Below are 21,816 nucleotides of genomic sequence, written 5' to 3'. Positions count from 1 at the left end.
AAATGAAAAACAATGAAAATTAAGCTTCGTCTTACACTGTTATTAATCCTGACCACCGGCTTTCAAATTGTTCTGCAGGCACAACAACAAAGCGCCTTGCAGGGAAAGGTAACCACTGCCGATGGCCAGCCGGCCGATGGTATTACGGTTACGCTTACCAACACAAAAAAAACTACAGCAACCAATAAACAAGGGGAATATAAGATCACGGGCATAAAACCCGGCAGTTATACCATACGTGTAACCGCTGTTGGACTAAAACCAGTTGACAAAACCATTACTATAAACGAAGGTGAGATCATAGTGACCGATTTTGTGCTCACTGAAAACCATTCGGAGCTGCAGGAAGTAGTGATCGCAGCCGGAAAGAACAAACCAGCAGCCAGCAGTGAAACCGTTGCCAAAATGCCATTGAGCCGTTTGGAAAACCCACAGATGTATACTACGTTGGGTAAAGACCTGATAGAAGAACAGGTAACTACCGATTTTGGTAGTCTTATAAAGAACACGCCCGGTGTATATAAAATTCAGGGTAACCGTGGAATAAATACCGATGGCGCAGCTGTATACAGCATTCGTGGTTTTCGTACTGAAGTATCGATGATCGATGGAATGCCCGGACAAACAAATGGCGAAATGGACCCTGCGAATGTAGAAAGAGTTGAAGTGCTGAAAGGCCCATCTGCTACTTTATTTGGAAATGTGGTAACCTCCCTGGGTGGGGCTGTTAATATTGTAACTAAAAAACCTATCGACACGTTTGGCGGCCAGGTAGCATATACCATGGGTAGCTATAACCTTAACCGTGTTACCGCCGATATTTATGGCCCTGCCAATAAAGCGGGAAATGTTTTGTTCCGGTTGAATGCCGCTTACCAAAACCAGCAAAGTTTTCAGGATGCCGGTTTTAGAAAATCATTGTTGCTCGCTCCCGCCCTTGAGTTCCGCGCCAGCGATAAACTCAAGATCAATTTGAACGCTGAGTTTTATAATGCAGAAATGACCAGCCCATCGACCATTTTCCTGAACCGTACCCGTCCCTTTATTTATGATTCACCAGATAAAATGGGTTTCAACTGGAAACGGAGTTATACTACGAACGATATAACCATGAAAATGCCTACCACCAATGTGCGGGCCGTTGCCACCTATAAAATTACCAACAACTGGACCTCACAAACCATTGTTAGCAACAATACCCGCAAATCTGATGGATATTATCAATACCAGTTCGTACGTATGGCAAAATCAGACGATACGCTGGAACGTAATTTCTCGCTGTACAACACTATAAATTCAACGTTGGGTGTTCAGCAAAACTTTACCGGCACGTTTACTACCGGCGCCATCAAACACCGTTTACTTGTAGGGCTCGACTATGTTCGTTTTACAATGAACAACGACATTTCGAACACCGGGCTCGACACCATAAATGGCACGTACTTCGACGACCGCAACTATGCAAAAATATCCCGCGCTATAGTTGATCAGAAAATACTGGCCGGCAAATCGGGCGCCGTACACAATCATACTATAACTGAAGTGTATAGCGCATACGCATCGGATGTAATAAACATTACCGATAATTTACTGGCTATGCTAAGCCTGCGTGTTGATGGTTTCGACAGCAAAGGTACCCGCAACCATATAGCCGATACCATTGCCGCTTTCACCAGCTACCACCAAACAAGTGTATCACCAAAACTGGGACTGGTATACCAGGTAGTCAAAAATAAAGTGTCAGTGTTTGCAAACTATATGAATGGTTTTATTAACGTAGCGCCCGTTTCACAGCCAACAAACGAAGTATCGGGTGTATTTAAACCACAACAGGCTAATCAAGTTGAAGGTGGAGTAAAAGCTACCCTGTTCAATGATAAGCTGAACTTTACCGCCAGTTATTATGACATCAGGCTTACCAATGTAACGCGTCCCGGAAGTTATACTTCAGAAAGAGATGGCAAAACATATAATGTAACGGTGCAGGATGGCAGCCAGACAAGCAAAGGTTTTGAACTGGATGTACAGGCCACGCCTATTACAGGTTTGAACATTTTGGCCGGCTATGGCTATAACGACAGTAAATTTACAAAGTCCACAGCAGCCTTAGAAGGAAGACGCCCACCAGCTGCCGGTCCCCGCAACCTGTTCACTAGTTGGTTTACCTATACATTACCAAAAGGTAAGTTGAAAGGCTTTGGCCTCGGTGCAGGTGGTAATTATGTTGATGAGCACATGACCTCAAATGCACTGGCTACCGGTGTATTCACCCTGCCTTCATATACATTATTGAACGGTACCATTTTTTATGAAGCCCGCAGTTACCGCCTGGCTGTAAAGGTCGACAATGCCACCAACGAAACATACTTTGTTGGCCAGGGAACATTAACACCGCAAATGCCACGTAGCATTTCGGCTAATGTAACCATTAAGTTCTAGTCTCTTTTTCCATGTGTTAATAAAGCAGCATTTTCATTGTCAACGGCTTTCCCATAAAACGGGAGAGCCGTTTTTATTTTGTAGACCTGTAAGGTCCATCATAGGGTGCTGCGCTATTATTAAGTATAATTGGACCTGACAGGTCTGCTTTTATTGCCGACCTGTCAGGACCGCATTTACCACTTGTGAATGCCAGCTCAGATGGCGTACCTTACAGGTCTGTGATTAAGTGAAAATTATTTTTCCTCATCGCGTAACCTAATAATTGATTTAGTTTATAAATTGCGTACTCATTTTACTTCTCCTTCCAATTCACCCAATGCTCGCATATGCAGAGCATTATGTTCACACTGTTAATGGCCGATCTTGAAACGCGTAAAACCTAACGCAATTCTCTAAAACTGTTTTTAGCTGAATGATCTGTGCTGTACACGAATGCCGTTGCAGCATAAAGGAATGCTATTGCCTTAGCGAAAAGCATATTGCAAAACGCACTGATCTGGCGTATAGGGAAACCTATGCCTCTACCGAAAAGCAACCTTCGGATGGAGATGAAAATATATTGCCCAAAACGTAAAGAACAACCTTAATATAAAACCATTAAACTATCACAAAATGGAAGCCATTACCACAGCAGCCCGGCAAAAAACAATACCGGCGCACATTACAGGGCCAGGCGTATTACCACCGCCAATGAGCCCATTGATCATTGACGTTACACCAAAAGAAAGAATTGCACTATCAAACGTGGCCAATATTCTCACAAAAGCATTTGGCCATTATGAACACCCCGATTATATTTCTTCACTTCACCTGAATGCATTTCAGTTATTACCCGAACGTATTGCAGGTATACTAAGCCGTTTTGGGGCCGATTTCTCGGGCAACCAATTTGGCGCTTTAGTATTAAGAGGACTTACCGATGTTGATCATGATGCCCTTGGCCCTACCCCACCCTCGTGGAAGGAAACCGATTACAGCAAACTGATCAAATATGGTTTTATTTGTTCCCTGTTGCACGGCGCCATACCTTCCAAACCTGTTCAATATTACGCGCAAAGGAAAGGCGGCGGCTTATTGCATGCCGTTATACCCGATGAGAAAATGAACTTTACACAAACCGGTTCCGGCTCCCGTACCGATCTGTACGTTCATACCGAAGATGCCTTCCTGTTTAACCAGGCCGATTTTCTCAGCTTCCTTTTTCTGCGTAATGAAGAACAAGTGCCTTCTACCCTGTATTCTATCCGGTCGCATGGCGAAACAAATGAAATAATGGAAGCCCTGTTCAAGCCTATTTACAAATGCCCCAAAGATGCCAATTACGCCGATGACGAAAATGCCGGCGAAGAAGTGACCACTTCTATATTATATGGCAACCGCAAATGGCCGTTCATTCGCTTTGATGCTGCAGAGCAGATCTATAATGAAAAAGCAGGGCAAACCCCGGAAGCTATGAATAACCTGGTGCGTTTTTGGGAAGAAGCCCGTCAATTCATTTACAATGATTTTATCCCCGAATCGGGCGATCTCATTTTTGTAAACAACCACCTGTGCGCACATGGAAGAAACTCCTTTGTGGCCGGTTATCGTAATGAAAACGGGAAGCTGGTGAAATGCGAACGCCGGCTTATGCTGCGCATGATGAGCAAAACCAGCCTCATCAACATCAGTTCGGTTGCCCACACCGATGATCCTTACTTCATTATGGAAGAACATTATGGTAAGCTTTTTCACAACGATCCTTCACATCAATAACCGAGTCACTAATGGAAAAACAGACCCTGATCTCAATTTACGCTACGGAGTTACCCGAAAACGAAACAGACGACACCTCCTGTAATGATATTTTTCATGAAGGAACGGAAACCGAATACCGCCTGGCCATTAGAGCGGCAGCGGAACAGATCTCCGGATTTTTAAAGAATACCAATAAACCATTCAGTGGTATAAAACCAGCCGCCTTGTTGGCTGAGTTTGACAGTATCAGTCTTGACAATCCTTTGCCCGATTACAAAAGCCTGTTTGCTGAGATAAATGACTTATATATTAAACATGCCACTGCTTTTCATTTGCCCGAATATATTGCACACCTCAACTGCCCGGTGGTAATTCCGGCACTGGCGGCCGAAGTGATCATCAGCGCCATCAATTCATCGCAAGACACCTACGACCAAAGCGCCGGCGGCACATTCATTGAACGCCGTCTTATTGACTGGACGGGTCAACAACTCGGTTACAGCTCCCAGTGCGATGGCGTGTTCACCGGTGGCGGTTCGCAAAGTAATTTAATGGGCTTATTAGTGGCCCGCGATTATTATGCGCTTACTTATTTGGACCATAATATTAAGTTAGATGGCCACCCGGCCACTGCCCATAAATTCAGAATATTTGTGTCGGAAAAAGCGCATTTCAGTAATCAAAAGAATGCTTCATTAATGGGGCTGGGCGAACAGGCAATAATTAAAGTAGCAACCGATGAACGCTTTCGCATGGATGCTGTTAAACTGAAGCTTGCCATTCAGCAGGAAATAGAAAAAGGAAATATTCCTATTGCCATTGTTGCCACTGCCGGCACTACCGATTTTGGGAACATCGATCCGCTTACGGCCATTGCCCACATTGCCAAACAGCATAACATGTGGATGCATGTTGACGCCGCCTATGGTTGTGGATTATTATTGTCTGAAAAATACCGCCACCTGTTGAACGGTATTGAGCTGGCCGATTCGGTAACCATCGATTATCACAAATCGTTCTTTCAACCCATCAGCAGCAGCGCCTTCCTGGTAAGGAACAAACTTCATCTTAAAATAATTAAACACCATGCAGATTACCTGAACCCCAAAGAACAGGATTATGATGAACTGCCTGCGCAGATCAATAAATCTATTACCCAAAGTACCCGCCGTTTCGATGCACTTAAACTATGGTTCACCTTGCGCTTAATGGGTAAACAAAAACTGGGGCATTATACCGATAAGATCATAGATACCACCGAACAGGCAGCCTGTCTTATTGAAGGCTCGCATCACTTTGAGCTATTAAGCCATTCAGACCTGGGCGTATTGGTATTCCGATATATTCCGCAAAATTCTGCCGGCACGGATATCTGCGCCATGAACCTGTACATAAAACAAACAATGTTCTTCAATGGCGAGGTACTGGTGGCAAGCACTAAAGTTAATGACCGGTTCTACCTGAAGTTTACCATCCTGAACCCGCTCACAACTATTCAACACATTCAAAACATTTTAACAATCATAAAGAAACATGGAAAAGACTATGAGCAACGCTGTCACGATACGGCAAACAGCTGAGCATATTAATTACACGGCGCTCATCAACAGCTTTTGCCGTGAGTTCAATAACTGGAGCCGCTATGAAGGCATTCCTAAATACGATGAGGTGCTGGCCGACTGGTTTGCACATACCGGTCATACCATGCATATCCGTATTGATCTTACAACCATTGGTTCAGAAGTATATATACCATTGCAGTATTATTCAGAAACCGGTATTCACAGCTTTTATTTCCCCGTAGCGGAAAGAGAATTATCAACCAATTGCATAAGCGACATAAGCGCCACCCGTTTTCTGCAACTGGTAACCGAATATGCAAAAACTACCTATCCGGATGCAGAGGCCAGCCGCACCGTTTACCTGATGCAGAATAGCATCCATAACCTGGAGATCTTCCTCGACAGGTTTGAAGTAAATAAACCCGGCATTTTCAATGCGCAACAAACGTTTATTGAGTCCGAGCAATCGTTACTATCAGGCCATAGCCTGCACCCGCTTACAAAAACAAGAGAGGGGTTCAGCACCGATGATCTGTTGCATTATTCACCCGAAACACAGTCGAGTTTTCCATTGCATTACTTCCTGGTACACCCCGATTATGTAACAGAGAAAAGTACGGAAGCTACCCTGCCCTGCGATGTATTGAAAATGGAATTACTGGCAGGCAATGAAAACCTTACCATCAGGTCTATGATCAGGGAGTATTACGATTATAAAGTAGTGCCGGTACATCCCTGGGAAATGCTACATCTTATACAACAACCAGCGGTGCAGGAAATGATGACAAAAGGTCTGTTGTTCAGCCTGGGTGAGGCCGGCGTATTATATGCCGCCACCTCAAGTGTACGTACCGTATATAACGAACAAAGCGACTTTATGTACAAGCTGTCGTTGCATGTAAAGATCACCAATTCGTACCGGGTTAACTATCCGCATGAACTATACCGTGGTCATGATGCAGCGCGGTTGATGAATACAAGCTGGGGGCAAAAATTACATAAACAATACCCTGGGGTGGAATTTATAACCGATCCCGCCTATATTATGGTTAGCTATAATGGTGAGGTGATTGATGGTTTTACTACCAGCATTCGCAAAAATGTATTTAAAGGCGCCAATGCGCAAAAGAATGTATCGCTGGTAGCCGCCTTATGCCAGGATGGAATTGCAGGTAATACGCCGCGCATAGTGAACATCATTGAACAGGCGGCAAAATATCGTAATAAAACAGTAAGCGAAACCGCGCTCGACTGGTTTGCGCAATACCTGCACGTTTGTGTAAAACCATTGATAGGTATTTTCAATGAGTTTGGACTGGGAAGCGAATACCATCAACAGAACGTTTTGCTGGAAATGGATGCCCAATTGTTCCCCGCCAAAATATACTTCCGCGATAACCAGGGCTTTTTCTTTAGAGAAGGAAAAGTAGATGAGCTGTTACAAGTAATCCCCGATTTCGGAAACAACAGCCGCTCATTTATCCCTGAAGAAAGAATGTACCGGTATTGGGACCACTACCTTCTTTCCAACAACCTGTTTGGGTTGGTGAATGCATTAGGTAAAAATCAACTGGCCAATGAAGTTACACTGCTGCGCATGGTGTATGAATTGCTTGAATCAATAAAAGATACCGACAGTACGGGCCTGGTGAACCATTTCTTAACCAGTTTCAAACTAAACACCAAGGGCAACCTGCTTACCAGCATCAACAATATGGATGAAGCCAGTGCACCGCGCACCAACCCGGCCGTGTATCGCACCTACTACAATCCATTGCATAAATACCATTTTAGTAATACACTGATCTATCCGGCATCGAAGGAGATCTTTTACAGCAGGTATTTCCCCAAGGAAGATGTAACCATCAGCCTGCGGCCTGTTGACCTAAACCGCGACCTTAACATGTTACACGAATGGTTTCACCGGGAGCATGCGTTAAAGATCTGGCAAATGAACTGGCCCATTAGTAAACTGGAAACCTATTACCGCACACTGCTGGCCGGCGATATGTTATACGCCTATATAGGCGAAGCCAACGGTGAGCCTTCTTTTTACTTCGAAGTATACTGGGCTGTACGCGATATGGTGGGCGAATATTACGATGTTTTACCAACCGACTATGGCACACACCAATACATAGCATCCATTGATCCTAAAAAGAAATACGTCTCTCCTTCTACCCAATGTATGGTTGATTATGTATTTGCACAACCACAGGTAGGTAAAATGGTAGGCGAAGGTTCGGTTGATTCATTGGCTTCTCTTATGAATAAACTACATGTAGGTTTTAAAGTAGAAAAGACAATAGAGATGCCGCATAAAAAAGCCAATCTGAACTTCTGTTATAGAGAATGGTTCTGGGCAAAATTCCCACAATATAAACCGAACGTTTAATCAGACATTATTTAAAAGAAAACCAAGATGAAAATATATTCCCTCATAGGCATAGGTATTGGTCCGTTTAATTTAGGCCTGGCGGCTTTAACGGAACCAATAACAGAGATAAACACACTCTTCTTCGACCAGTCTGAATCGTTCGACTGGCACCCGGGGCTCATGCTCCCCAACGCTACGTTGCAGGTTCCCTTTATGGCCGACCTGGTTACCCTGGCCGATCCTACCAACAAATACAGCTTTCTGAATTATTGTAAACAAACCAATAGGCTTTACCCATTCTACATAAGAGAGAATTTTAATGTTTTACGTAAGGAGTACAATTTTTATTGCCAATGGGTAGCCGCACAACTCACCAATGTTCGGTTTGGCCATGAAGTAATGAAGATTGAATACAATAACAACCTGTATGAAGTAGCCGTACGCCGTTCAAAAACCGGCAAGACGGAAATATATTATGCAGAACGGCTGGCATTAGGTACCGGTACGCAACCATACCTACCGGCGTTTATCGATCGCAATCAAACGCCTAATGTAATTCACACTTCGCAATACCTGCTTCATAAAAAGCAATTGCAGAAAAGTGGCTCTGTTGCCGTGATCGGTTCGGGACAAAGCGCGGCAGAGATCTTCCAGGACCTGTTGCCATACACCGAACAGGGCATGCAGCTAAGCTGGTTCACCCGTTCGCCACGCTTCTACCCCATGGAATATTCAAAACTTACGCTTGAATTAACATCGCCGGAGTATGTAGATTATTTCTTTAACCTGCCGGAAGAAAAGCGAAGGAAATTGTTATTAAAACAAAACGCTTTATATAAAGGCATCAACTACGACCTCATCAACAACATTTTTGACCAGTTGTATGAAATGAGTGTTGACAATACTTCGCTGCCCGTAAACATAAGATCGAACATGCGGCTTGAGAACATTTTACCCGGTGAGGAAAGCGCTTATGAATTATTGTTTACAGAAACCGAACAGCAGGAGCCGTACACATGCCCGGCCCACTATGTAGTTCTGGCAACAGGCTACAAATATAAGGAGCCGGCTTTTTTACAGGGAATAGCAGCACGTATAAACCGCCAGCCCGATGGGTTGTTCCAGGTGCAGCGCGATTATACCATTGACATAAACGACAATGAAATATTTGTACAGAATGCAGAATTGCATACGCATGGTTTTGTAACCCCCGATCTGGGCATGGGTGCTTATAGAAATGCGCACATCATTAATAAGGTTACCGGACGCGAAGTATACCAGGTTGAAAAAAGGATCGCGTTCCAAACATTCGGAACAACAAAAGCAATTAACAATGAATTTGAAACCACATACAGGCACACTACCGTTGGATAAAACCGTGTGGCAAAAAGTAAACAGCCGCTTGCTGGCAAAAAGTATTGCCGAATTAATGCATGAACAGGTGGCACAACCAGCCATCGTTTCGGAAGATGAAGATGGCAAAACGCATTTCCTGTTATCAACCGATGAGCCCGGTGTTTATTACACCTTCGCCGGTTACAAACGCCAACTCGATTACTGGCATATAGAGCCAAACAGTATACAACGACACAGCAACGATGGCATTGGCTTAGCAACAGATGCACCCTTGTTCTTTATAGAACTACAAACCACATTCGGCATTAACTCATTTACGCTTGCGCATTATGTAGAGGAGCTTTTGCACACACTGTATGCCGATGCCTTTATGCATACCCGGGGCCGCCCAATGGCAAGCGAACTGGCTGTTGCCGGTTACCAAACAGTAGAACACCAAATGGATGGCCACCCATGGGTAATTGTAAACAAAAGCCGGTTAGGTTTTAATTATGAAGATCACAGGCTGTATGCGCCAGAAGCCGATGAACCCGTTCAACTACTTTGGGTAGCCGCGCATAAAAGCCGTGCCGGCTTTCGCAGTCTCCATCATATTGATGAGCGATCTTTCTTTGAGCAGGAACTAAGTACGGAGAAAATTAAAGATTTTGAAAGAACGCTTTTTGCTCAGGGTGTAAATGCAAGTGATTATACATTTATGCCGGTGCATCCCTGGCAATGGAACAACAAACTGTTATTGCAATATGCCGGTGATATTGCCGGCAAGCTGTTGATACCATTGGGTGCCGGCGCAGACAATTATCTGCCCCAGCAAAGCATTCGTACATTTTACAACACCAGCCAACCGTATAAACATTACGTAAAAACGGCTATCTCTATTTTAAGCACCGGCAATATCCGAGGGCTTTCTCCCAAGCAAATGGCTATTGCGCCGCGGGTAACAGAATGGGTAATGAACATGCTACAGGAAGACGCTTACCTGCAAAGCCTGGGCCTGGTATTACTGGGCGAAGTGGCCACAGTAAGCTATACCCATCCTTACTACCATGCTATTATTGACCCGCCATACCAATACAAAGAGTTTTTGGGTGTATTATGGCGCGAAAGCGCAGAGAAATACCTGAAAGCGGGTGAACGCATCATTACCATGGCGTCGCTGTTGTATGTTGATGACGAAGGCAACCCGCTTGTTGGTGAACTGGCAAAACGGAGTGGCCTTACAATAGAAACATGGTTACAAGCTTACCTGCAGGCTTACCTGAGACCTCTGTTACACATCTATTACCAGCATTCGCTTTGCGTAACCCCGCATGGAGAAAACATCATTTTGGTATTGAAGAACGACGTTCCCGTGCGCATTATAATCAAGGATTTTGTTGATGACATTGTACTTACAGAAGAGGCCAAAGAAAAATTGCCTAAAGATCTGGCAGCGGGCATGATCGCTTCTTCCAATAAAGACAATGTACCGCTTTTCATTCTGCTCGGCGTTTTTGACGCTTTCTTCCGTTACCTAAGCAATGTACTGCACACCTATACATCGTATAATGAACAGGCGTTCTGGCAACAGGTATATGATGTGATCATTGAATACCAAACGGCTCACCCGGCGCTGGCGCATAAGTTTGAAAAATACGACCTGTTTACGCCGGAGTTCAAACGCTTTTACATAAACAGTGTTCGTTTGCTGGGTAATGCGTATGAAGAAAAGACCAGCTTTGCCATTCCGCGCAAAGGCGGCACTTTACAAAATCCCCTGGCGCTCATCAGGCAACAGAGGCTCAATGAAACCATTAATGTACAGGCAGCTTTATGAAACAAAAAATAAAAGCGGCCCTTTTGTACAGCGCATCACTCATCGATCTGTTAAAGCTGGCCGTATCGGGCAAAGAAAAAAAGTTCACAACCGGTAGTATTAACCGGGCCATTGTATTACTGGCTGTGCCCATGGTACTGGAACTGGTAATGGAATCGCTTTTTGTTTGCGCCAACCTGTTTTTTGTAAGCCGGTTGGGCGCCAATGCTATTTCCATTGCCGGCACTACAGAATCGGTAATTACCTTTTCGTATTCCGTAGCCATTGGGTTAAGCGTTTCGGCTTCTTCCCTTATTTCACGAAGGACAGGTGAAAAGAAACCCAAAACCGCCGGGCTTACCGCCATGCAGGTGATCTATACCGGGCTGGCCGTTTCATTGATCATCAGCATTGTTTCGTGTGTATTTTACCGGGAAATATTGCATTGGATGGGGCTCTCGTCATTGCTCATTAATGAAGGCGCCTTGTTTTGCCGGCTTATGTTTGGCAGTAGTTTATTTCTGCTGCTACGCATTTCCATTAACGGCATATTCAGAGGTTCCGGCGATGCAGCCCTGGCCATGAGAACACTTTGGTTATCGAATGGTATTAATATTGTGCTCTGTCCACTCCTCATCTTTGGTTGGGGCCCCATACCGGCATTAGGATTAACCGGCGCTGCATTGGCCACAGTTATAGCGCGCATTGCCGGTGTAGGTTATCAGGGCTGGTACCTGTTGCGCGGCAAAACAATAATTACAATTGGCCGGGCGCAGTTACTTATTGTACCGGCTATCATTGGTAAAATAGTAAAACAAGCGGCCGGCGGCACGTTGCAATATATGATACCAGCCAGCAGCTGGATGTTCATGATAAAGATCGTTTCGCATTTTGGCGCCAATGCACTGGCTGGTTATATCATTGCCCAGCGTGTTGCATCTGTTGCTACCATGCCTGCCTGGGGTATTGGTAATGCAGCAGGTGTATTAACGGGGCAAAACCTGGGCGCCAAACAACCGGAGCGGGCCGTGCAAACTGTTTGGAAAGCCGGTTCGGTAAATATGTGCTTTCTTATACTGGTCGCCATCTTCTGGTTCTTCGCAGCCAAACCAGTAGTAAGTCTTTTCTCCGATGTGCCCGAAGTGATCGGTTTTAGTATCATGTACATTCAGTTTATTTCCATGGCCTACATCCTGCTCGGTTATACCATGGTGATATCCCGGTCGCTGAATGCCGCAGGTGACATTAAACAGGTTTCGCTGTTGTACATCCTCATGTTTTATATAACACAATTGCCATTGGCCTGGCTGCTGAGCATTGTGTTTAACTGGGGTCCCAGGGGAATCTTTATTGCCATTCTTATTTCAGAACTGGTGCTGGCCATAGCCTGTATATATGTATTCAAACAAGGTCGGTGGAAACAAATTAAGTTATAAAATAAGCCCCTTTCCAACCGGAGGGGGGTATGGGGGGGAGGCATTAAGTCTCAACTCAAACATTAAATCATTAAATCAATAAAAATGAATTTAAATCAAAATTTACAGGAAGTTATAGCCAAAGCATTTGGCATTGCCCCCAACGATGTTACCGATGAGCTGGAATATCAAAGCATTCCCGAGTGGGATTCCGTATCACACCTGGTGCTGGTAACCGAACTCGAAGCCGCCTATGGCATTACCATCGATATGGAAGATGTACTTACCATGGGCAGCGTAGCAAAAGTAAGAGAGCTGCTAAAGAAGTATAATGTAGAAGCAGCAGCCTAAGATCATTTACCATTAACCATTAATACCATGTTGTTATACGAATTAATCCAAAAGAACAAGGACCTTTTCTTTATAGATGCGCAAACCGGTCATGCGAAATCTATAAATACAATGCATCAATCCCTGCACATCGACAGCACGCAGGGACTGGTGTTTATTTATAACGATAACCTCATTGGGTCGGTAGAAGTATTGCTGAATTTCCTCAACAGTAAATTCACCGTTGTATTATTAAGTGCGCAATTACATCTTTCATTCAAACAAAACCTGGAAGCGTTGTACACGCCCTATTATATTTATGATCCGGCGCGCACTGCCGTTGAAGGTTATAAAGGCACACAGGCATCCGCATCTGTTAAATTGTTTAAACGAAAAGAAACACCGGTCTATCTTATTCATTCCAATATAAAAATGCTGTTAAGCACCTCGGGTACAACCGGATCGCCCAAGTTCGTAAAATTATCGAATGAGAACCTGGTGCAAAACGCCTACTCCATCCTCGACTATATGCCTATCAAAAGCGATGATGTAGTACCGTTGAACGTACCCATCGTTTTTGTGTATGGCTTAAGCATCTTCACCACTAATTGTATGGCGGCCGGCGCCATCCTGTGCACCAATAACGACATTTTGCAACCCGCCTTCTGGACAGATTTTTCTAAATACAACTGTAGCACCATCGGCGGCGTGCCCTATGTATATGAAATGCTGCACCGCATAGGGTTCTTCAAAAAAGATCATCCTTCATTGCGTTATATGACGCAAACCGGTGGCATTCTTAACCAGGCCCTGCGCACCGACATCATGCGATATATTTCTACCTATAACAAACAGTTCTTTGCGCAATACGGACAAACTGAAGCAGCCGGGCGTATGGCTTTTCTTCCCCAGCAACACCTTATTGAAAAAGCCGCGTCCATTGGCAAGCCCATCAAAAACGGCCGCTTTGAAATTGATGACGATACCAATGAGCTTATTTATTTCGGCCCCAATGTATTCGGTGGCTATGCCACCGGCCCCGGTGATTTAAGTACCTGGCAACAGACCAACAAATTGTACACCGGCGACGTGGCCCGTGTGGATGCCGACGGTTATTACTATATAACGGGTAGAATAAAACGCATTATAAAACTGTTTGGCACCCGCCTGAACCTCGATGAAGTAGAACTTATACTCAAGAACTCACTGGGTGGTCAAACCATTGTATGCACCGGTATTAATGACAAGCACCTGCTGGTATCTCATGTAAATGAACAACTGGAAGAAAGCGCCATTAAGCAAATACTGAAAGAAAAGCTACAGATACATACATCAGCAGTTCAGGTAAAATACATTCCCAGCATGCCGCTTACCCCTAATGGAAAGATCGACTATCCGGCCGTTATGGGTTTTGCCCAGGTTCTACCTTTGTCAAGGTCTTGTTAACTTTAACTACATACCAACAATGTGTAAAAAGGGTACCAAGTACGTTATAAGTACGGACTTGGTACGGAGATGGTACGGACTTGGTACGGAGATGAGGTTGAGATGGGTATAACCAGGGGTTAAGAAAAAGGCCATAAGACTTTTCACAAACACCCGGCGAACATTCCACTCGGCGGGTGTTCTCTTTATGCGCTATTGAAAATAAACTTTGACAAGGCCCTTACTATCAATAACTTTACAAACCATTTTCAACATTAAACGCACCCTTATCCTGCTGCCGGCATTTTATAAAACAACGCCGGCACCGATTTTTGGTTATTAATAAGGAGGGTTGACGAACAATTCACCAAATACAGATACAGCGATACTTACAGCACTGGCGAACGATGATGAACAGGCATTTGCAGCCCTTTATCATAAATATCACCAGAAGCTTTTCTATTTTGTATTGAACCTCACCCAATCGCAGCAAACAGCTGAAGACACACTGCAGGAAGTATTTGTAAAGATCTGGGCCGACAGAAAACAACTCGCCGGCATTGCCAACTTCAACGCCTGGATATTTCGCGTTACCAAAAACCATGTATTGAACGGGCTTCGCAGAATGGCCCAGGAAACGCTTATTCTGGCTGAAATTGCCCGCGACATAAACCCCGGCACCGATGATACTTACGCCATTTTGAGCTATAAAGACGTACACGCCGTTTTAAAAGCCGGCATGGATGAACTGCCGCCGCAACAAAAGCGGGTAATGGAGCTAAGTCGCGATGAGGGCATGAAATATGAGGAGATAGGCGCCCGCCTGAACATTTCACCATTGACGGTAAAGAAGCATGCTGCACAGGCCCTGCAATACCTGCGCGAAAAAATAAGAAAGCACTATGCCCTGCCCACGTCGTTGTTTTATGCATTTACCCTGCTCCAAAACTTTTTTTAATATTCACTACTCCCACCGCCTTCACCATTTGTCTTAATAGTATTCTTGCCATTAACAGATCATTACCTTTCCATTAACCTTTTGTAAACGAACCATATATGTCAAAACAGGAGTTAACCAGCCTGCTTCAGCAATATTTATCAAAGGATATTAGTGCCGCCCAAAAGCAGGCGCTTGCCGCCCTTATTGCCAATGCCACCGATGAAGAACAAATAAGGTCGTCGCTGGAAGAAATTTGGAATGAATACCAGCCGGCAGATGCCCTATCGACCCAAAACAGTGAGGCCTATTATAACCGTATTCTACAACAAATAAAACAGCAACCCGCAGCACCTGTTCACCGCGTACATTTCCTGCGGCGCTCATGGTTCCGGATTGCAGCAGCGGCCGTTGTAATTATTGCAGCAGGTGTTATTTCATACTGGTTATTGCCTTCAAAACCGGCCGGGCAGCAACAGGCAAAAACCAATACGCCGGCTAATGAAAAGAATATAAACAAATACCTTACCCTGGCCGATGGCAGTAAAGTTTTACTTCATGCAGGCAGCCGGTTATCGTACCCGCCGGCATTCAACGGTTCAACCCGCGAAGTTACCCTTACCGGCGAAGCCTTTTTTGATGTAGCCCATAATGATGCAATGCCATTTATTATTCACAGCGGCAATATAAAAACCACTGTACTGGGTACCGCTTTCAATATAAAAGCCTGGCCGGCCGAAACCGAAGTGACCGTAACCGTAACCCGCGGTAAAGTGAAGGTAGAAAATGAACGTGGCGTATTGGGCATTATTACCCCCGATCAGCAGTTAAGCGTAAATACGCAAAATAACCAGTTGAAACAGGAGGCGGTGAATGCAGAATTAGAGCTGCCGTGGAAGAACAAGGAATATACGATGGACAATGTTACCATCGATGAAGCCATTACCGAATTAGCCTTCCGGTACAACATTATTATAGAAACAGGCGCCAATGAAAAACCCGGCAACTGCCGGTTCACAGCATCATTTAAACAGGATGAATCACTGGAGTATGTGCTGAACGTGGTGTGCAAAATATACCAGGCCTCCTGGAAGCGGGTTAACGACAAAATAGTAATAACAAATATCAATTGCACAGAATAAAACACAAACCAAACAACCAGCTAATGAGATGGATCAATAGTTCGTAGCACCGCAGCCTTGCGTACAAACGTACAGGTAACCAAAACATAAAAAAACCGCTTCGGCTGGAACCCGAAACGGTTGGAATGTTCAAATAATCGTCGAATCATTTAAACTACCAAATGTATGAATTTTTCAGGATTTGGTTCATGGGCATCGTACGCCCATGAATGGACCAAGAATCAACTGCTTTTTCAAAAAAAATTCTTTTACTTCTGTATGCGTGTGAGTTTTGTATGGATAGTAAGTATGGTTTGTTGCCTGCAGGTAATTTGGGCAAACCATACACATGCACAAACTTTAGACGAGGTAAACATTTCCCTTTCATTGAAAGATGAAAGCCTGGAACAGGCCTTTAAAAAAATAGAAAAACTCACTCCCTTCAGGTTTGCCTATAAAAAAAGCGACATAAGCGTCATCAGCCGCCTGAACCTGGACACCCGCCTTACCCCGGTTGACAAGATCTTACAAACACTACTCGAAGGCACACCTTTACAATTTGAGCAATCGAACTATACCATCTTTATTTCAAGCCGTATTCCACCCGACGGTGAAAAGATAACCCAGAAAGGCATCACCAGTGATACCGCCATTACCATTAGAGGTAAAATAGTATCACCCGAGGGCTCGCCATTAGGTGGTGCGGTGATCACGGTTAAAGGCACCCGCTTTGGCACTGCCGCCGGCAGCAATGGGAATTTTGAAATTCGCGATGTACCCACACCTTCTACCCTGGTAATTTCTTTTGTAGGTTATGAAACAAGCGAAATGCGCGTTACCGGCGAAACCGATTATTTTCTGGTAAAACTTACCCCAACAAAAGAAACGCTCGATGAAGTAACCGTATCTGTAGTAAATACCGGTTACCAGAAATTGCCAAAAGAAAGATCAACCGGTTCGTATAGCATTATTACTGCCAAAGACCTGGAGAAAATGCCAGTAGCCAACCTGATACAACGGATAGAAGGCCTGGCCACCGGCTTACAGCCAAAGATCACAGCAGGTGATAACAGCTTCGTGTATCAGGGTCTAACACAAGGCATCAGCAGCCCAACCCGTAACATTGGTCAAAACGACTACGATATTAATGTACGGGGCAATACCACCATGCGTGGTGAAAGAATGCCGCTGATAGTGGTTGATGGGTTCCCAACTGAATTTGATATAAAGACCCTTAACCCGGCCGACATTGAGCAGATCACTATTTTGAAAGATGCTGCAGCTGCTTCTATCTGGGGCGCACGCGCAGCCAATGGGGTAATTGTCATTGATACAAAAAAAGGCCGTAGCAAAGCAGCGCCAACCGTCAACTTCCTGGCCAATTACACAGCATATGGTTCGCCCCGCTTAAATTACCTGCCCCTGGCAAACAGCGCCGCCATCATTAACTATGATGAAGAGGTGATCAATAAAAACCTGAACCTGTACAACCCCATCACCGGCGCTCCGCCGTTTAAATTATATAAAAGCGATGCAGGCGCCCTGGTATATAAACTAAAAGCCGGCATCATTGATTCTGCCACTTATAAAGCAGAAAGGGCCCGGCTCAGTGCTATCAACGGGTACGATCAGTATAAGGAGTATCTTTTACAACCAGCCAATGCACAAACCTACAATCTGTCGGTAAGCGGCGGCAACGATTATCACACCTACTTTTTCTCAGCATCGTATTCACGCGAAGTTACCAGCGCCATAGGCAATAATGGTGACCGGTTTACCGCAACTGCCAACCAGAGTTTTAAACTGCTGAAAAAAGCTACGCTTGGCATTAGTTTAAAAACCGCTTTGTTCAATTACAAGAACAACGGTATTGGCATATCAAAACTGGGCATTGGCAACAGCGCCTTTCTGCCCTATAACCAGATCGTTGATGAAAATGGCAATAAGGTAAACTATTCTTACAACCTGTACCAGGGAAGAGCCGACACGCTGGTGAATCTTCGCGGCTATTTGCCCTGGGGTTTTAACTACCAGGATGAGCTAACCGCAAACGATAGAACCACGAAAGACAATACCTACAGCGGTACCATCAACCTGAATGTGCCCCTGTTCAAAGGTTTATCGGCAAACGGCGAGTTCATGATGGAAAAATATAGTCAGCAATGGAGTAGCTGGAACAGTCCGGAGTCATGGGCTGCCCGCGATGCGGTAAACACTGCTACCAGCGTAAACTATGCCACCGGCACTTTAATATACGGTATACCCAGGGGAGGCATACTTTCTCAAAACTCCACAAACAACACCAACTACAGCGCCCGGGGTCAATTGTTATATAATGAAAGTTTTGGCGGCATACACCAGATCAATGCTATTGCCGGTACCGAAATAAGGCAAACAAAACAAGGCCAAACAGCCCCGCCCGCTATATACGGTTACAATATGCAAACCGGCAACGGCCAGCAGGTATTGGCCAGTTATGTAAATGTTAATGGGCAAACCATGTCAATTTACGGCGTGCCCACTACCGATCAAAAAGATAAAACAAGACGTTATCTGTCGTACTATGCCAATGCCGCCTATACGCTCATGAACAAATATTCTATTTCTGGTAGCGTTCGGTACGATGATTATAACAATTTTGGTGTAGACAGAAAATACCGCGCAACGCCTCTATGGAGCGCCGGCGCCAAGTGGAATATTGCAGGCGAGAAATTTATGCAACCGGCCAACTTCATCAATGCACTTGCCCTGCGGGCCACCTATGGCTTCAACGGTAACATTGTATCGGATGTTTATCCATTTACCGCCATCAGCATAAGCGATAACTGGAGTACAGCCCAGCCATCGGCCTCCATTTTTCAGCCTGCCAACCCGGCTTTACGCTGGGAAAAAACAGGCGTATTTAACATAGGGCTCGATTATGCCGTACTGAATAATCGTTTATCGGGTAGTGTTGAATGGTATACCAAAAGAGGGAAAGACATTATGTATACCTTCCCAATTGACCCAACGTATGGTAATTCAACCTTAACCACCAACAATACCCGTATTAATGCCAAAGGCTTTGAAACCAGCATTACGGGCGCCTTTATTCGTAAAAAAGACATTGACTGGTCGGCCACCTTTATTTTCTCCTATAACAAGAACAAGATCGTAGACAACCGGTTTATTGCCACCCCGGCCACCTATTCTTCCCTGAGCGGTGCCAATATCGCCGGCTATCCTACAACGTCTTTATGGGTTTACCGTTTTGCCGGGCTCGATAATACAGGTATGACGCAGGTGTATGCTGCAGATAAACAAACCAAACTGCTGCCATCACAAAATCCAACCAGCATAGATGCCTTATATTATGCAGGTACCACCCAGGCGCCATATTATGGAAGCCTTAGCCAAACCTTCCGGTACAAACATTTCACTTTGTTTGCACTGGGTACATATAGCTTTGGTTCTGTATTCCGCCGCCCAACGGTTTCAGTATATACAAGCACCCGCCAACAGACTGTAGTATACGACCTGAACAAGGACATTGATAAACGCTGGCGCGTACCAGGAGATGAGGCCAATACTAATGTACCAGGTATTGCTGGTGCATATGCGGGCCAAAGCCTGTTCAGATATGCAAACTCCGACATCAATATACTCGATGGAAGTTATATCAGGCTGCGTGAAGTTTCACTGAGTTATGGCCTGCCTGCTTCCCTGGCCAAAAAGATCACAGCAAGAAGCATAGACTTTACATTTACAGTAAGAAACCCGGGATTATTGTGGACGAAGAACAAAGAGAAAATAGATCCGGATTTTATTCCTTACCTGAGTGCTAATACAATTGCACTGCCGCCTTCTGCATCTTACAACCTGGCGCTTGGAATTAATTTCTAACTGAAAAAGAGAAGATCACAATGAAACAAGTATTCAACATAATAACCTCCATAATACTTTTATCGGCTGTTACCGGTTGTAAAAAATATGTAGATATAAAAACCCAGGGCAGCCTGGTGCCGCAGGAAACCTATAACTTCAGATACCTGCTCAACAATACATATACATTTGAAGCCACTGTACGCATGCCCGACATGGCTGCCGATGATATCAATATCATAGACAGTGCACAAATGGCGCAACTGGCAACATCTACCTTTTATACGTATTTTGTAAATGCCTATACCTGGCAACCGGCCGTGTACACTGTTTTAGGTGAATCGGACGCTGAGTGGGACAGGATGTACAACCTGATATACAACTGTAATGTGATCATTACAGAAACGCCAGGTAGTACAGGCGGCACCGATAGCCTGAAAAACGTGATCATTGCTGAAGCAAAAGTGCACCGGGCAGATGCGTACCTGACCCTGGTAAATATGTATGCCAAACCATACAATGCGGCTACAGCCAATACAGATGAAGGCGTTCCCCTGGTTACCGCGCCAACGCTTGATGCAAAATTAAGCCGCGCCCCGGTGGCAGAAGTTTATAAGCTCATCATTGACGACCTAACCTCGGCATATGCTTACTTACCAAAACAGAACCTCTTCAACACCCTGCCTTCACGGGCAGCTGCATTTGCCATACTGGCAAGGGCCAACCTGTATATGGGCAATTATGAACAGGCCGGTAATTGGGCCGATAGTTCACTGGCCATTCAAAACACATTGAATAATCTCTCCACATTAACAACGTTCTCTTATCCTGCCCGCTTAAAAGACCCGGAGATCATTTTATCGAAAATTTCTCATGCCAGCAGCAATGCATGGATGCCTACTGCTTTCCGGCTTAGCGACTCTTTACTGAACCTGCTGGGCACTAATGATCTGCGGTATAGCTTTTTTACCATACCGGCCAGCGACTTTTCATCTACCCTGTACACAGGCAGGTTCTTTAGTAAAGAACGCATAGGATCATACGACAATCGTAACCTGGGCCCATCGGTACCTGAAATGATATTGATAAAGGCAGAAGCGCTGGCAAGAAAAGGCGACGTAAGCGGCGCTTTGGCAAAAGCCAACACCTTACGCCAAAACCGCTTTACCACTGCCGCCTATACACCTTTAACAGCAACAACAGCCAATGAAGCATTGGTACAGGTTATTAAAGAACGCCAACGGGAATTCTTCTGTCGCGGTTTGCGCTGGTTCGATATGCGTCGCCTGAAGAATGATCCACTGTTCACCCAAACCATTACCCGTAAATTCAGGGGCGTTACCTATACGCTTGAGCCCAACAGCAACAGGTATGTATTCCCTATTTCAGATTACTATCGACAGTTTAATCCAGGCATTACAGCCAATCCGTAATATAGCCATCAGAAACACCTATTAA

The 21,816-nt window shown here is 44.8% G+C and carries 13 protein-coding genes; all 13 read left to right on the top strand.

Annotated features, from left to right (window positions below; genetic code table 11):
* The first annotated feature begins 12 nt into the window (after window positions 1–12).
* The 13 genes from GGD38_RS24330 (at window position 13) to GGD38_RS24270 (ending at window position 21,791) form a co-directional block, all read left to right on the top strand.
* Window positions 13–2,439 (top strand): TonB-dependent siderophore receptor, encoded by a 2,427-nt coding sequence (locus GGD38_RS24330; protein ID WP_375301535.1) that lies wholly within the window; start codon window positions 13–15, stop codon window positions 2,437–2,439.
* Window positions 2,440–3,054: 615 nt separating this feature from the next.
* Window positions 3,055–4,197 carry a taurine catabolism dioxygenase TauD gene (locus GGD38_RS24325; RefSeq protein WP_375301536.1) on the top strand — a complete coding sequence of 381 codons (1,143 nt, stop codon included), beginning with the start codon at window positions 3,055–3,057 and terminating at the stop codon, window positions 4,195–4,197.
* A gap of 11 nt (window positions 4,198–4,208) precedes the next feature.
* Window positions 4,209–5,759, top strand: coding sequence for a pyridoxal phosphate-dependent decarboxylase family protein (locus GGD38_RS24320; protein ID WP_375301537.1), 1,551 nt, complete (start codon window positions 4,209–4,211; stop codon window positions 5,757–5,759).
* Window positions 5,725–8,136, top strand: a complete 2,412-nt coding sequence (locus tag GGD38_RS24315; RefSeq protein ID WP_375301538.1) for a GNAT family N-acetyltransferase — start codon at window positions 5,725–5,727, stop codon at window positions 8,134–8,136. Before GGD38_RS24320 ends, GGD38_RS24315 begins: the two co-directional genes overlap by 35 nt.
* A 27-nt stretch (window positions 8,137–8,163) precedes the next feature.
* Window positions 8,164–9,492 (top strand): lysine N(6)-hydroxylase/L-ornithine N(5)-oxygenase family protein, encoded by a 1,329-nt coding sequence (locus tag GGD38_RS24310; RefSeq protein WP_375301539.1) that lies wholly within the window; start codon window positions 8,164–8,166, stop codon window positions 9,490–9,492.
* A complete protein-coding gene (locus GGD38_RS24305) occupies window positions 9,452–11,290 on the top strand; it encodes an IucA/IucC family protein (RefSeq protein ID WP_375301540.1) in 1,839 nt (612 codons plus the stop codon). The genes GGD38_RS24310 and GGD38_RS24305 overlap by 41 nt, the downstream gene beginning before the upstream one ends.
* On the top strand, window positions 11,287–12,705 hold the full coding sequence (locus tag GGD38_RS24300; RefSeq protein WP_375301541.1) for an MATE family efflux transporter: 1,419 nt from the start codon (window positions 11,287–11,289) through the stop codon (window positions 12,703–12,705). Before GGD38_RS24305 ends, GGD38_RS24300 begins: the two co-directional genes overlap by 4 nt.
* 84 nt (window positions 12,706–12,789) lie before the next feature.
* Entirely contained in the window at window positions 12,790–13,035 is a 246-nt protein-coding gene (locus GGD38_RS24295; protein WP_375301542.1) for an acyl carrier protein, read from the top strand.
* A gap of 27 nt (window positions 13,036–13,062) precedes the next feature.
* Window positions 13,063–14,460 carry an AMP-binding protein gene (locus GGD38_RS24290; RefSeq protein WP_375301543.1) on the top strand — a complete coding sequence of 466 codons (1,398 nt, stop codon included), beginning with the start codon at window positions 13,063–13,065 and terminating at the stop codon, window positions 14,458–14,460.
* 331 nt (window positions 14,461–14,791) lie between these two features.
* Window positions 14,792–15,397, top strand: coding sequence for an RNA polymerase sigma factor (locus tag GGD38_RS24285; RefSeq protein ID WP_375301544.1), 606 nt, complete (start codon window positions 14,792–14,794; stop codon window positions 15,395–15,397).
* Between the two features lie 98 nt (window positions 15,398–15,495).
* Window positions 15,496–16,518 carry a FecR family protein gene (locus GGD38_RS24280; RefSeq protein WP_375301545.1) on the top strand — a complete coding sequence of 341 codons (1,023 nt, stop codon included), beginning with the start codon at window positions 15,496–15,498 and terminating at the stop codon, window positions 16,516–16,518.
* Window positions 16,519–16,683: 165 nt separating this feature from the next.
* A complete protein-coding gene (locus GGD38_RS24275; protein ID WP_375301546.1) occupies window positions 16,684–20,379 on the top strand; it encodes a SusC/RagA family TonB-linked outer membrane protein in 3,696 nt (1,231 codons plus the stop codon).
* Window positions 20,380–20,399: 20 nt separating this feature from the next.
* A complete protein-coding gene (locus GGD38_RS24270; protein WP_375301547.1) occupies window positions 20,400–21,791 on the top strand; it encodes a RagB/SusD family nutrient uptake outer membrane protein in 1,392 nt (463 codons plus the stop codon).
* Window positions 21,792–21,816 lie beyond the last annotated feature (25 nt).

Origin of the sequence: Niastella sp. OAS944 (assembly GCA_024809215.1) — a bacterium.
Taxonomy (GTDB): domain Bacteria; phylum Bacteroidota; class Bacteroidia; order Chitinophagales; family Chitinophagaceae; genus Niastella.
The sequence above is the reverse complement of the archived record's forward strand: the minus strand, read 5'-3'. Positions and strand labels throughout refer to the sequence as shown.

What these genes read in the sequence shown, in the direction of transcription:
- GGD38_RS24330 (WP_375301535.1), top strand. Translation starts at nt 13, where the DNA reads ATGAAAATTAAGCTTCGTCTTACACTGTTATTAATCCTGACCACCGGC.
- GGD38_RS24325 (WP_375301536.1), top strand. Translation starts at nt 3,055, where the DNA reads ATGGAAGCCATTACCACAGCAGCCCGGCAAAAAACAATACCGGCGCAC.
- GGD38_RS24320 (WP_375301537.1), top strand. Translation starts at nt 4,209, where the DNA reads ATGGAAAAACAGACCCTGATCTCAATTTACGCTACGGAGTTACCCGAA.
- GGD38_RS24315 (WP_375301538.1), top strand. Translation starts at nt 5,725, where the DNA reads ATGAGCAACGCTGTCACGATACGGCAAACAGCTGAGCATATTAATTAC.
- GGD38_RS24310 (WP_375301539.1), top strand. Translation starts at nt 8,164, where the DNA reads ATGAAAATATATTCCCTCATAGGCATAGGTATTGGTCCGTTTAATTTA.
- GGD38_RS24305 (WP_375301540.1), top strand. Translation starts at nt 9,452, where the DNA reads ATGAATTTGAAACCACATACAGGCACACTACCGTTGGATAAAACCGTG.
- GGD38_RS24300 (WP_375301541.1), top strand. Translation starts at nt 11,287, where the DNA reads ATGAAACAAAAAATAAAAGCGGCCCTTTTGTACAGCGCATCACTCATC.
- GGD38_RS24295 (WP_375301542.1), top strand. Translation starts at nt 12,790, where the DNA reads ATGAATTTAAATCAAAATTTACAGGAAGTTATAGCCAAAGCATTTGGC.
- GGD38_RS24290 (WP_375301543.1), top strand. Translation starts at nt 13,063, where the DNA reads ATGTTGTTATACGAATTAATCCAAAAGAACAAGGACCTTTTCTTTATA.
- GGD38_RS24280 (WP_375301545.1), top strand. Translation starts at nt 15,496, where the DNA reads ATGTCAAAACAGGAGTTAACCAGCCTGCTTCAGCAATATTTATCAAAG.
- GGD38_RS24275 (WP_375301546.1), top strand. Translation starts at nt 16,684, where the DNA reads ATGAATTTTTCAGGATTTGGTTCATGGGCATCGTACGCCCATGAATGG.
- GGD38_RS24270 (WP_375301547.1), top strand. Translation starts at nt 20,400, where the DNA reads ATGAAACAAGTATTCAACATAATAACCTCCATAATACTTTTATCGGCT.